Below are 12,319 nucleotides of genomic sequence, written 5' to 3' on the forward strand. Positions count from 1 at the left end.
CCGCCACGACGCGGCCGCCGTGGCGATCGGCAGGCGCGCCCTGGGGCACCCGATCCGGCGACGGGCGACACCGCCCCCGCACGACCAGAGTGATCGTGCGGGGCATCGGACCGTCCAGGCCCGACCGGAGGCCCCGGGGCGTGAGGAACCCCGCCCCCGCATCCCCGGACCACGGACACGATCCGTGCACGCCGGACGCGGAGCGAACGCGGGAGACCAGGACGCCCAACACCGTTCGGAGCGTCCGGCTGAGCATGGGTTCTGGCAGCAGGACTCACTCCCGCTCAGTCTTTAGGAACGGTGTGCAGCTGGTACACGTTGAACGCCCGCCGGATGACCGGCTGGGCCACGTTCCGCACCCGGACGCCGCCGGCCGTCATCCCGTGCTCGCTGCCCATGTGGGCGTGGCCGTGCACGGAGAGATCGGCGCCCGCCGTGTCGATCGCCTCGGCCAGCAGATAGCTGCCGAGGAACGGGTAGATCTCCGGCGGCTCACCGGCGAGGGTGTCGGCGACGGGGGAGAAGTGGGTGAGCGCCACGCGCAGCTCGCAGCCGTCCCGGTCCAGCTCCTCCAGCGCGCCGTGCAGGGCGTCCGCGCAGCGGCGGGTGTAGCGCACGAACTCCTTCATCAGCGGCTCGCCGAACTCCCCGGCGCTGCGGCCGACGAAGCCGCCGCAGAAGCCCTTGGTGCCGGCCACGCCGACGCGGGTGCCGCCGCACTCGACGACGGTGCCCTCGCCCTCCAGGACCGTCACACCGGCCTCCTGGAGGATCTCGGTCACCTTCTCGGGCTGCTCGTCGTGGTGATCGTGGTTGCCGAGCACGGCCACCACCGGCACCGGCAGGTCCCGTACCTCCTGGGCCACGACGCGTGCCTCGTCCGGTGTGCCGTGCCGGGTCAGGTCGCCCGCCAGGAGCAGCAGGTCGGCACAGTCGTGCAGGGTGTCGAAGGCGGGCCGCAGCAGGCCCTGGCTGTCGGGGCCCATGTGGATGTCCCCGACCGCGGCGACACGGATCATGGCAGGTCCTCCGCATGGTCGGGGGAGGCGGTCTCCGCCACCACGACGTCGGTGTGCACGGCCAGTCCGGCCAGCTCCTCGCGGACAGTCCGCAGCAAGGTCTCGCGGCACTCCGCCGACGGCACCGTGCCGGTCACCACGACCGACCCGGCCCGCACCTCGGCCCGTACGCCCAGCTCACCCAGTTCCTCGGCGGCCAGCCGGTCGCGCAGGTGGGCGACGCGGTACTCGACGTTCTCCGAGGCAGCGCCGGTACCTCCGGCATGCTCTGCCACGGGCTCACTCATGGCCGTTCCTCCTTCGGCCTCGGCGGGATGACCTCCAGTCGCTCCAGGAAGTAGAAGAACGCGTCGGGCATCGGCTCGTCCCCGCAGGCGCCGCGCACCCTGTCCCAGTCGACCTTCTCCCGCAGCGTGCGGGCGATGGGCAGCACCGCCCCGAAGTCGCAATGGTGCTCGGAGAAGGCGGCCACCAGGCTGTGCACCAGGTCGGTCGGCGCCAGCACCGGCATGAAGACCGAGTCGACCGACAGCTCCTGGGCTCTGGCCAGCAGCTCGGTGGTGACCGGCTGGTGCGCCAGCTCGAAGATAAGGTCGACCTGCTGACCGAGGCAGGTGGACTTCAGCAGCCAGTCCTCCGGCGGCGCGTACACCGGAAGCCCGGCTTCCTTGAGGGTCTCGGCGACGGCGTCCGCGTCCTCGGGGCGGAAGCAGAAGTCGACGTCGTGCTGGAGGTTCTGGGAGCCGCCGTGCGCGTACACGGCGACACTGCCCGCCAGGGCGAACGCGTGCCCCTTCCGCTTCAGGATCCCGCCGACCTGCTTCGCGGCCTGGAGGATCGCCTGGTTGCGGTCGAGCGGCAGGTCCGCCTCCCCGAGCACGTCGTTCTGCGGGACGAGACCGGGGTCGCCCGACGCGAGACGCAGTTCCGCGACGCCCGCGTCCCGGGCGAGAGCGTTGTCGTCCGCCTGCTGCGTCATCACTGCCCTTCCTCCTGTCGGCCGGCACGCCCGGCGCACCGACTCCGAAGCACCGAGAGCCCCGAGTACCCGCCCCCCGCCCCCCGACACAGCCCGACGACGGACGACGCCCACCCCGGCCGCGGGTGCCATCACCGGCACGGATGCCGGTGGCGGCCCGTACCTGTGCCGGAACGGCGGACTCAGCCGGGCACGCCCGGGCCGACGAGACAGGCGCCCGACGACGGACCGCCGCACGCACGACGTACCGACCGCCGACGCAGCCTGCGCCCCGCGCCCGCGCGACGGCGGGGCGGGCCCGAGCGGCGGGGGAGCGGTGAGGGTCGCCGCGCGTACCACTTGCCTCCCGCCGGGGCAGCAACGGTCGGTGGCCGTCGGGGGCGTGGTCGGCAAGGGCTCGACGCGGTCGTCGGCATGCGCCTCGCCGTCGCGCGACGGCCGGGCCGTCCCGTCCGAGCCACGATGGCCGGGGCCTTCCCGAGCGGCGGGCCCGGCCCGGGGAGGGGCCTGGCGGCGCGTGGCGTCGACGTGCCCCCGGCACTTGCGCGGGGGGCCGTGACGTCGACATGCGCCCCGCACTCGCGCGGGGGCCGGGCCCGCCCCGCCGGCGGGAGTCGCAGCGCGGCCCGGTGAGCGCGCGTCCGCGTGGCTCGCGGGCGGGTGCCGTTCGGCCTTCCGGGGCACTCGGGACGCATGGACGGCAAGGACACGCGGGTGTGGGCCTCCGGAGCGGAACGGGAGGTCGTCGGGCGGATCGTCGAGGCGTGGCTGGCGGAGGCCGAGCGTCATGATCCGGGCGCGGCCCGGGAGGCCCGGGACGGGTGGGAACAGGGGTCGATGTCGGAGCGGGCCGCCCAGGAGCTGGCCCTGTGGGTCACCGCCCGCGTCACCGACACCGGTTTCAACGAGGACGAGGGCCCGCAGGTCGACGGCCCGCTCCGCATCACCCCGGCCGACAAGGAGACCGTCCACCGCTGGCTGGCGGCTCAGGGGTACGCGATCTGAGCCGCCGAGGACGCGGGCCTACTGGTCCGGCGCCGCCAGCCCGGCCCCGGTGGCCGGATGGGGGTTGAACACCGGGTGGTAGCTCTCCGGCGGCGCCAGGTACGCGGCGGGCAGACCGCCGGTGTCGATGACGATCTGGTCGACGGCGATCGCGGGATCGACCATGAACAGCCGCAGGACGTGCTCGCCGGGCCGCCCGACCGTCACCGTGGCGGTCAGCTTCTCGACGCCCTCCTCCACGTTCCTGGCCCAGGCGTCGCCCCGGTTGCCGGTGGCGACGGCCTGCCCGGACAGCACGGTCACCGGTTGGTCGTCGAGGGCGAGCGCCAGCCGGCGGTGGCCGCGCTCGTCGAGGGAGGGCAGCCGGAAGACCGTGACCGGGAAGGTCCCCGTACTGGAGAACCGCACCCGGTACCGCAGCTCGGCCGCCGCGGTGGCGAAGTCCCCGGTGACCGGAGCCGCCGTCGACGGCACCGCCTCCACCGCGCCGCTGCGCCGGCCCAGGCCCCGCACGGTCCGCCAGCACGCGCCACCCCGCGCCACGCGCTGGTCGGTGTGCACGGCGTCGATCGACACGAGACCGTTGGCCTCGACGAACCCGCGGGCCCGTCGGCGCGCCCGCTCCCCGTCGTTGCGCACCCGCAGCGGTACGGCGATCTCCTGCCCGCCCCCGCGCACGGTGACCGTCGCCTCGTGCGCGCCCTCCGGCACCCTCGCCCAGTCGATCTCCACCCACAGCCGGACCTGCTCGGTCAGCGAGCCGCCCGCCGCGCTGAGCCGCACCCACGGCAGGTCCGCCTCCGCCGCCCAGTCCACCGGCAGGAACCCGGTGTTGAAGACATCCACGAAACGCCGGTCGCGGGTCCAGGAGGAGAACGACAGCGGCCGGGCCGATCCCGTCTCGTTGCCCTCGGCGGCCACCCCGAGCCCCGAGGTCTCCTGACGGGCGATCCGGGTCACCGTGGGACGGCCCGGCGCCTTGGGGATCTGCGAGGGGTACGGGTTGACGATCCCGTCCCATTTCCCGCCCGCCACCTGGGTGTTGTACCGCTGGGTGATCGCCACCTCCTCGGCGTGGGCCGCGTGCGCCAGGTCGGCGAAACGGTTCGTGCCGGCCCCCCGGCCCTGCCGCACGGCGAGCGCGTTGCGGTCCGCCCAGTAGTACTTCAGGTTCATCAGGTACGCGCCGCGCACCGGGTACTCGACCAGCTCGAAGTACGCGTCCCGGTACGCCTCCGGCAGTTCCGCGCCGAGGTCCCGCACCCGCGTCAGCAGCCGCTCGTACGCGGCCAGCCGGCGCCCCGCCTCGTCGCCGTGGTGGACGACGGAGAAGATCCCGCGGTCGATGAACTCCGGCCGCCGCTCCGCCGCCAGCCGGTAGTACTCGGTGCGGATCGCCGCGATCCGCGCGCCGTTGCGGCGGCCGAACTGCCGGCCGGCCCACTCGGCCAGGAAGTCCTCCACGTCGCCGGCCCGCCACCGGTCCACGTCCCAGGCCATGTCCATGCAGAAGGACAGACCGGTCTCGATCGACTTGACGTCACCCACGTTGAAGATCCACATGCGGTCGGCGCCGTGCTCGTACACCCGCCGCAGCTCCTGCCACACCTTGGACAGCTGGGTGGTGTCCAGCCACAGATAGCTGCGGGGCCGGCCCCAGTAGGAGAGGTGGTAGTAGATGCCGTTGCCGCCCGCGCGTGCCCGCTCGGCCGCGTCGGGCAGCTGGCGCATGTTGCCGTGGTTGTCGTCGGGCCATATCAGCGTGACGTCCTCGGGCACCCGGACGCCCGCGTTGTACAGCTCCAGGACCTCCTTGTACGGGATGAAGATCTGCGGCTGGGCCGCGGCGCCCACCTCCTCGGCCAGGATCCGCCGCTGCTCGGCGATGATGTCGTTCATCACCGCGACCTTCTCGGGGACGGTGGTGGCGTGCTTCGTCTCCAGCGCGCTGTCGTGCAGCCCGCGCATGCCGAGCGTCCAACTGCTCTCGTAGCCGGCGTTCTGCCGGGCCCGGGCCCTCCAGTAGTCGGAGATGACCCCGGGGTTCACCGTGTAGTCGTACACCGGCAGGGCCCCGTCCGCGCCCCGGTGCTCCTCCGCCCAGGGCGCCCACTCGTGGACGCCGTTGCGCAGCAGGGCCTCGGGGTGGCTGGAGCCGACGACGATGCCGTAGCGCTCGGCCAGCTCCGGGTTCTCACGGTGCTTGTTGAAGAAGTCGGAGTACGGATGCATGGCCGGCCAGAGGTAGTTGGCCTTCAGACGGAGCAGCAGTTCGAAGATCCGCTCGTAGGTCCTGGGGCCGATGTTCTTGTCCGGTTCCTGGGTGCGGTGCGACCACGTGGTCAGGTTCTGCTCGTCGTTGATGAAGACGCCCCGGTAACGGACGGACGGCTCGTACCGCTTGAACGGCCCGGCCGGCACCGTCACCGAGGCCCGCCGCTCGACCGGGACGTCGGCCCACCAGTACCAGGGCGAGACGCCGATCCGTTCGGAGGTGTCGTAGACGCCGTAGACCGTGCCGCGCCGCTCGCTGCCCGCGATCACCAGGGCGCGGTCCACGCCCGGGAGCGGACGCTCGACCACCTGGGTGACCGAGGCCTCCCACCGTCCGCGCACCCGTGTGACGTCCAGCCGCCCCTGCGCGACCAGCCGGTCGACGACCGGGCTCGCGCCGAGGGTTCCCACCAGGACCAGCCCCGCCGCCCGCTCCGGCAGTGTGTGCCGCATCGCCGGGCGCACTCCGGCGACCCGTTCGACGTCGGCCAGGAGATCGCCGGCCGCCCGGATCACGGCGGCGTCGTCCGCCGCGTCCACGAAGACGTCGACCGGGACCCCGTCCCGCACCAGCGGGAAGTCCGGCCGCCCGGAGACGGCCCGGGCGGCCGATGGGGACACCCCGGGCAGCAGCGGGGCCAGTCCGACGGCCGTCACACCCCGCAGGAACGACTTGCGGGTCCAGCCCTGCGCGGGGTCCTGCGGTGCGGCGTGCGGCATGGTCGCTCCCTCGGCCTGGGGTACCTCGACGGTGATGGCATGGGCATGCTAGAAAGCGCTTTCCTTGCACCCTAGGACCACTGCGGCCGCGCCGTCCAGAACCAAGTAGGCTCCGAAGCATGCGGATCTCCGTCTCCTCCGACATGGACGAACCCGTGGCCCGCGCCCTCGTCGCCCAGCTGCGTGAGCGTGGGCACGACGTCGTCACACACGGCGCGCTGCGCCCCGGCGCCGACCCGCAGTGGGCGGTGTGCTCCGAGGCGGCCGCCCGGGACGTGGCCGACGGGACCTCCCAGCAGGCGGTGGTGTGCTGCTGGACCGGCACCGGCGCCTCGATCGCCGCCAACAAGGTGCCCGGCGTACGCGCGGCCCTGTGCGCCGACGCCTACACCGCCGAGGGCGCCCGCCGCTGGAACGACGCCAACGTCCTCGCGCTCAGCCTGCGCCTGACCTCCGAGCCACTGCTGAAGGAGATCCTGGACGCCTGGTTCACCGCTGAGGCCAGCGACGACGCCGAGGACCGGGGGAACGTCACCCACGTCGACCGGCTGGACCGGGGCCGGACGGGTACCTGACGGGCGGTCGCCCCTGGCGGGGACCCGGAGGCCGGGACAGGGTGGGGGTACGGACCGGCACCACCCCCCGTCGCACCCGATCCGGAAGGAACCGAGATGCCCGTCGACCCGCAGCAGGCGTCCGCCCCGCTCACCGACGAGGAGCTGAGGACGCTGGACGCCCACTGGCGCGCCGCGAACTACCTGTCCGTCGGCCAGATCTACCTCATGGCCAACCCGCTGCTCACCGAGCCGCTGCGTCCGGAGCACGTCAAACCGCGGCTGCTCGGCCACTGGGGCACCTCACCCGGCCTGAACCTCGTGCACACCCACCTCAACCGTGTCGTCCGGGCCCGGGACCTGGACGCCCTGTGCGTCTGGGGCCCCGGCCACGGCGGGCCCGCGGTGGTCGCCAACTCCTGGCTGGAGGGCTCGTACACCGAGATCTACCCCGATGTCACCCGGGACGCGGCCGGCATGGCCCGGCTGTTCCGGCGGTTCTCCTTCCCCGGCGGCATCCCCAGCCATGTCGCCCCCGAGACGCCCGGCTCCATCCACGAGGGCGGCGAACTCGGCTACTCGCTCTCCCACGCCTACGGCGCCGCGTTCGACAACCCGGACCTGCTGGTGGCCTGCGTGATCGGCGACGGAGAGGCGGAGACCGGGCCGCTGGCCGCGTCCTGGCACTCCAACAAGTTCCTCGACCCGGTCCACGACGGCGCCGTCCTGCCGATCCTCCACCTCAACGGCTACAAGATCGCCAATCCGACGGTCCTCGCCCGCCTTCCCGAGCCCGAGCTCGACGCGCTGCTGCGCGGCTACGGCCACGACCCGGTCCACGTCACCGGCGACGACCCCATGGCCGTCCACCGCGCCATGGCCGAGGCCATGGACACCGCCCTCGACCGCATCGCCGCCCTCCAGCGGGCCGCCCGCGAGGACGGCGTCGGCGAGCGTCCCCGTTGGCCGGTGATCGTGCTGCGCACCCCCAAGGGCTGGACCGGCCCCGGACAGGTCGACGGCCTGCCCGTGGAGGGCACCTGGCGCTCCCACCAGGTGCCGCTGGCCGCCGTCCGCGACAACCCCGAGCACCTGCGGCAGCTGGAGGCCTGGCTGCGCTCCTACCGGCCCGAGGAGCTGTTCGACGAACACGGCTGCCCCCGGCTCGACGTGCTGGCCTGCGTCCCCGACGGCCCCCGCCGGCTCGGCGCCACCCCGCGCGCCAACGGCGGCCTGCTGCTGCGCGCGCTGCCGCTGCCCGCCCTGGAGCCGTACGCCGTCGCCGTCGACAAGCCCGGCGCGAGCCTGCACGAACCCACCGCCGTCCTCGGGGAGTTCCTGGAGGAGGTCATGCGCTCCACCGCGGAGCGGCGCGACTTCCGCCTGGTCGGCCCCGACGAGACCGCCTCCAACCGCCTCCAGGCCGTCTACGGCGCCAGCGGCAAGGCCTGGCAGGCCCAGACCCTCCAGGTCGACCAGGACCTCGACCGGCACGGCCGGGTGATGGAGATCCTCTCCGAACACACCTGCCAAGGCTGGCTGGAGGGCTATCTCCTGACGGGCCGTCACGGACTGTTCTCCTGCTACGAGGCGTTCGTGCACATCGTCGACTCGATGGTCAACCAGCACGTCAAATGGCTGCGCGTGACCCGGCGGCTGCCGTGGCGCGCCCCCATCGCCTCCCTCAACTACCTGCTCACCTCGCACGTCTGGCGCCAGGACCACAACGGCTTCTCCCACCAGGACCCCGGCTTCGTCGACCACATCCTCAACAAGAGCCCCGAGGCCGTCCGCGTCTACCTCCCGCCGGACGCCAACACCCTGCTGTCCGTCGCCGACCACGTCCTGCGCAGCCGCGACTACGTCAACGTCGTCGTCGCCGGCAAACAGCCCTGCTTCGACTGGCTCACCCTCGACCAGGCCCGCGTCCACTGCGCGCGCGGCGCCGGCGTCTGGGAGTGGGCCGGCACCGAGGACGGCACCCGCGAACCGGACGTCGTCCTCGCCTGCGCGGGCGACGTCCCCACCCAGGAGGTCCTCGCCGCCGCCCAGCTGCTCCGCCGCCACCTGCCCGAACTGGCCGTGCGGGTCGTCAACGTCGTCGACATCGCCCGCCTGATGCCCGGCGAGGAACACCCGCACGGCATGAACGACTTCGAGTACGACGGCCTGTTCACCGCCGACAAGCCGGTGATCTTCGCCTACCACGGCTACCCGTGGCTGATCCACCGCCTCGCCTACCGCCGCACCGGCCACCGCCACCTGCACGTGCGCGGCTACAAGGAGATCGGCACCACGACCACGCCGTTCGACATGGTCGTCCGCAACGACCTCGACCGCTACCGCCTGGTCATGGACGTCATCGACCGGGTGCCCGGCCTGGCGGTGCGCGCGGCGGCCGTACGGCAGCGGATGGAGGACGCGCGGCTGCGCCACGACGACTGGATCCGGGTCCACGGCACCGACCTTCCCGAGGTCGCCGACTGGTCCTGGGACGGCTGAGCCGCGCCCCGGGCAGGGCGCACGGAACGGGGCGGACGGCGCAGAAGCAGGGGCAAGGGACCGTCGGGTGTGCGCCCTGTTACGGCGTCCCGCAGGGCGCTTACATTGGTCGGCCCAGCCCTGCGGCGCGGATCCGGCGGGGCGAGTCCCACCACTCCCGTGGTCACCGGCCGTCCCGTCCGGCACCCGCCCGGACCCGGGTACGGCCCGCACACCGGCGCGGCTTCAGGGCGACGGGTGCGCGACCACCCGCGCGACAGGCACCACCCCGTGACCCCGCTCGGGCCGTGCTATCGGGTGCCCGCGGTACGAGCGCGTGTCGAGAGCCACTGGAGGCCGTTGTGTCCCGACCGTGCATCGCCCTGATCGCCGACCCCACCTCGCCCGAAGGCTGCCGTGAGTACCTCGCCGAGGCGGTGGAGCTGCTCACCGGCGCACCGCCCGTGCGCGTCGACTCCCGGCACTTCGCGACCGGCGGCAGCGGCCGCGGCATCCGCGACGCGGGCCGGTTACGGCTCCAGGTCCCCGAGGAGCGGCTGGACTTCGTACCCGACATCGTCCTGCTCTACGAGATCCCGCCGCACCGCCGCCGGGACCTCGTCGGCTTCCAGGAACTCCTGGAGCACCACGACGTGGTCACCCTCGGCACCGGCCCCGACGCCTGGCGGACGGCGACCGAGAAGAACCTCACCGTCGAACGGTTCCGCAGGGACGGCATCGCCCAGATGGAGACCGTCGTCCTGTCCCGCCCCAGCGAGCGGGAGGCGGCCGACGCCTTCGAACGGCTCGGCGGCGACACCTGGGCGCGGCCCGTCGTCGGAACCGGCGGCAACGACACCTTCCACGTCACCACCCCGGGCGAACTGGACGACGCCGTCGCCTACTACGCCAAGCACGGCACCGACTGGCTGCTCTCCCGCGACGCGGGCAACGTCACCGCCGACGGACAGCGCCACCAGTTCCGGGTCTTCGTCCTCGGCGGCCGGGTCGTGCACGCCCGTGAGCACCTCCAGCCCGCGCCCGACACCCCGTGCAACACCTGTCAGGGCGCCACCCCCGTGCCCATCGCCCCGCCGGACCTGCCGCCGCGCCTGGCCGAACTCTCGGTCGCCGCCACCGCGTCGGTCGGCCTGCCCTTCGCCGGTGTCGACCTGGCCGTCGAGAACGGCGGGGTGGTCTTCGAGGTCAACGTCCAGCCGGCCTTCGTCGACGGCGAACTGCACACCGTGGCCGTGCCGTACGTCCAGGCGCACCTCGACGCCCACGCGGCGGCGGAGCGCGCCCGGTGGACGCCGCCGCTGAGCCGCCGGGGGTTCACAGCCTCAGCGTGAACCAGGTCGTCTTGCCCTCGTCGGTCGGCCGCACGCCCCAGCCGTCGGCGAGGGTACGGACCAGCAGCAGGCCCCGTCCGGACTCCTCATCGCGCTCCGCCGGACGCGGCTGCGGCAGCTGCGGACTGCGGTCGCCGACCTCGACCGTGAGGCCGGTGGCCGTACGGTGCAGATGCAGCGCGATCGGGCCCTCGCCGTGCTGGACGGCGTTGGTGAGCGTCTCCGACAGCAGCAACAGCGCGTCGTCGGCGACACGGTCCGCGCACCGCCACGAGGCCAGCGCCCGGCGCAGGAAGGCACGCCCCTCCGGCACCGAGGCGGGCACGGCCGGCAGATCGGTGGAGACGGCCGCGAGCGGCCCGGCCGGGAGCCGGGCGAGCAGCAGGGTGACGTCGTCGTTGTGGCTGTCCGGATCGGGCAGCAGGCCCGCCAGCACCTGGTCCGCGGCGGTCTCCAGCGACGGCGTGCCGGCGAACAGCTTCTCCAGCAGCACGGTGAGTTCGCCGATCCGCGACTCGATGTCGCTGCCCGGCGTCTCGACCAGGCCGTCCGTGTACAGCACCAGGGTCGCGCCCGGCGGTATCTCCGAGCTGCCCTGCTCGAAGAGCACGTCGCCCACGCCGAGGGGCGTGTTGACCGGGGCGACGAGCGGGCGCACCCCGTCGCCCGCCCCGGCCACCAGCACCGGGAGATGGCCCGCCGAACAGACGGTGACCGTCCCCGCGTCCGGGGCGATCACCAGGTAGCAGCAGGTGACGAGCTGGTCGGGCACATCGAGGTCGGCGACGCACGTGTCCAGCGCCCGCATCAGCTGCCGCGGCTGCATACCGGTCTTCGCCAGCGCGTGCGCCGCCGAGCGCAGCTGGCCCATCACGGCGGCGGCCTCCAGCCCCCGGCCCATCACGTCGCCTATCAGCACGCCCACCCGGTCGGCGCCCAGCGGTACGAGGTCGAACCAGTCGCCGCCCACCCCCGCGCCCTGGGTCGCCGGCCGGTAGCGGCTGGCGGTGGCCAGGCCCGGCAGCGCGGGCGGGGTGCCCATCAGACTGCGCTGGAGGGTCAGCGCGATGTGCCGCTGCTGCTCGTACAGGGCGGTGAGTTCGGCCTCCGCGCGCTTGCGGTCGCTGATGTCCCGCACGATCGCGCACGCCCCGACCACCGCGCCGTGGGTGTCCCGGGTGGGCCACAGGGTGACGTCCACGTCGAGCAGCGCCCCGGTGCGGGTGACCCGCAACGTCTCGAAGTGCTCGACCTTGCGGCCGCGCCGCAGCCGCTTCAGCAGCGCCCTGACCTCGCCCCGCAGCTCCGGCGGGGCCAGCAGGGAGACGTGCCGGCCGATGGCCTCCTCGGCGGTGTAGCCGTACAGGCGCTGGGCGGCCGCGTTCCAGTAGGTGACGTACCCGTCGAGGGTGTGGGCCAGGATCGCGTCCTGGGAGGACTCCACGAGCGCCGCCAGCTCGTTGATGCGCGCCTCGGCCGCCTTGCGGTCGCTGACGTCGCGCACGGCCGCCGACACCAGCAGCCCGTCCGCGGTCTCCAGGGGGCTCAGACTGATCTCGACGGGGAACTCGGTGCCGTCCTTGCGCAGCCCGTGCAGTTCGAGACCCGCGCCCATGGGACGCACCTGGCGGTTGGCGGTGTACCCGCCCCGGTGCGCGGTGTGCTGGTCACGGAAACGGTGCGGGATCAGCAACTCGACCGGGCGGCCGAGGAGTTCCTCACGGCCGTAGCCGAACAGCGCCTCGGTCTGGGCGTTGACGAGGCGGATCGTGCCCGTGTCGTCGACGATGACCATCGCGTCCGGCGCCGCCTCCAGCAGCCCCCGGAACCGCTCCTCGGCCCCGCCCTCCGGCCCGGCGGTACGCCGCCCGTACCGCCGCCGTGCCACTGGTTCCGCCCGCACCAAGTCGGCCATGATCCACCTCACCTCGCGCG

Annotated in this window: 9 protein-coding genes and 1 pseudogene; 5 read left to right on the top strand and 5 right to left on the bottom strand. The window is 73.5% G+C overall.

Features of this window, described 5'->3' with window-relative positions:
* Positions 1–295: pseudogene (locus tag ALMP_RS02010) on the top strand (IS200/IS605 family accessory protein TnpB-related protein); the annotation flags it as partial.
* Here ALMP_RS02010 and ALMP_RS02015 read toward each other — a convergent pair.
* The 3 genes from ALMP_RS02015 to ALMP_RS02025 are packed head-to-tail and all read right to left on the bottom strand — an operon-like array spanning position 285 to position 1,998.
* Positions 285–1,019 (bottom strand): metallophosphoesterase, encoded by a 735-nt coding sequence (locus ALMP_RS02015; protein ID WP_264924215.1) that lies wholly within the window; start codon positions 1,017–1,019, stop codon positions 285–287. The pseudogene ALMP_RS02010 and the gene ALMP_RS02015 sit on opposite strands and share 11 nt — an antisense overlap.
* Positions 1,016–1,306, bottom strand: coding sequence for a BON domain-containing protein (locus tag ALMP_RS02020; protein WP_264924217.1), 291 nt, complete (start codon positions 1,304–1,306; stop codon positions 1,016–1,018). The genes ALMP_RS02015 and ALMP_RS02020 overlap by 4 nt, the downstream gene beginning before the upstream one ends.
* A complete protein-coding gene (locus ALMP_RS02025) occupies positions 1,303–1,998 on the bottom strand; it encodes a nucleotidyltransferase family protein (protein ID WP_264924218.1) in 696 nt (231 codons plus the stop codon). Before ALMP_RS02025 ends, ALMP_RS02020 begins: the two co-directional genes overlap by 4 nt.
* Before the next feature lie 693 nt (positions 1,999–2,691).
* Here ALMP_RS02025 and ALMP_RS02030 point away from each other — a divergent pair.
* Positions 2,692–3,003: a hypothetical protein gene (locus tag ALMP_RS02030; RefSeq protein ID WP_264924219.1), complete on the top strand. Its 312-nt coding sequence runs from the start codon at positions 2,692–2,694 to the stop codon at positions 3,001–3,003.
* 18 nt (positions 3,004–3,021) lie between these two features.
* Here ALMP_RS02030 and ALMP_RS02035 read toward each other — a convergent pair whose 3' ends face one another.
* Positions 3,022–5,997: a glycosyl hydrolase 115 family protein gene (locus ALMP_RS02035; RefSeq protein WP_264924220.1), complete on the bottom strand. Its 2,976-nt coding sequence runs from the start codon at positions 5,995–5,997 to the stop codon at positions 3,022–3,024.
* Between the two features lie 119 nt (positions 5,998–6,116).
* Here ALMP_RS02035 and ALMP_RS02040 point away from each other — a divergent pair, with 119 nt between their 5' ends.
* The 3 genes from ALMP_RS02040 to ALMP_RS02050 all read left to right on the top strand — a co-directional run bounded on the left by ALMP_RS02040 (position 6,117) and on the right by ALMP_RS02050 (position 10,384).
* Positions 6,117–6,572: an RpiB/LacA/LacB family sugar-phosphate isomerase gene (locus ALMP_RS02040; protein ID WP_264924221.1), complete on the top strand. Its 456-nt coding sequence runs from the start codon at positions 6,117–6,119 to the stop codon at positions 6,570–6,572.
* Positions 6,573–6,668: 96 nt separating this feature from the next.
* Complete coding sequence (locus ALMP_RS02045) at positions 6,669–9,053, top strand: phosphoketolase (protein ID WP_264924222.1); 2,385 nt, start codon at positions 6,669–6,671, stop codon at positions 9,051–9,053.
* Positions 9,054–9,394: 341 nt separating this feature from the next.
* Positions 9,395–10,384: a RimK family alpha-L-glutamate ligase gene (locus ALMP_RS02050; protein ID WP_264924223.1), complete on the top strand. Its 990-nt coding sequence runs from the start codon at positions 9,395–9,397 to the stop codon at positions 10,382–10,384.
* Here the strand turns inward: ALMP_RS02050 and ALMP_RS02055 are convergent.
* The gene (locus tag ALMP_RS02055) at positions 10,368–12,299 is read right to left on the bottom strand and encodes a PAS domain S-box protein (protein WP_264924224.1); all 1,932 of its coding nucleotides are present in this window, start codon (positions 12,297–12,299) and stop codon (positions 10,368–10,370) included. The two genes, ALMP_RS02050 and ALMP_RS02055, sit on opposite strands and share 17 nt — an antisense overlap.
* Positions 12,300–12,319 lie beyond the last annotated feature (20 nt).

This window comes from Streptomyces sp. A012304 (assembly GCF_026008495.1).
GTDB lineage: Bacteria > Actinomycetota > Actinomycetes > Streptomycetales > Streptomycetaceae > Streptomyces.

What these genes read in the sequence shown, in the direction of transcription:
- ALMP_RS02015 (WP_264924215.1), bottom strand. Translation starts at nt 1,019, where the DNA reads ATGATCCGTGTCGCCGCGGTCGGGGACATCCACATGGGCCCCGACAGC.
- ALMP_RS02020 (WP_264924217.1), bottom strand. Translation starts at nt 1,306, where the DNA reads ATGAGTGAGCCCGTGGCAGAGCATGCCGGAGGTACCGGCGCTGCCTCG.
- ALMP_RS02025 (WP_264924218.1), bottom strand. Translation starts at nt 1,998, where the DNA reads ATGACGCAGCAGGCGGACGACAACGCTCTCGCCCGGGACGCGGGCGTC.
- ALMP_RS02030 (WP_264924219.1), top strand. Translation starts at nt 2,692, where the DNA reads ATGGACGGCAAGGACACGCGGGTGTGGGCCTCCGGAGCGGAACGGGAG.
- ALMP_RS02035 (WP_264924220.1), bottom strand. Translation starts at nt 5,997, where the DNA reads ATGCCGCACGCCGCACCGCAGGACCCCGCGCAGGGCTGGACCCGCAAG.
- ALMP_RS02040 (WP_264924221.1), top strand. Translation starts at nt 6,117, where the DNA reads ATGCGGATCTCCGTCTCCTCCGACATGGACGAACCCGTGGCCCGCGCC.
- ALMP_RS02045 (WP_264924222.1), top strand. Translation starts at nt 6,669, where the DNA reads ATGCCCGTCGACCCGCAGCAGGCGTCCGCCCCGCTCACCGACGAGGAG.
- ALMP_RS02055 (WP_264924224.1), bottom strand. Translation starts at nt 12,299, where the DNA reads ATGGCCGACTTGGTGCGGGCGGAACCAGTGGCACGGCGGCGGTACGGG.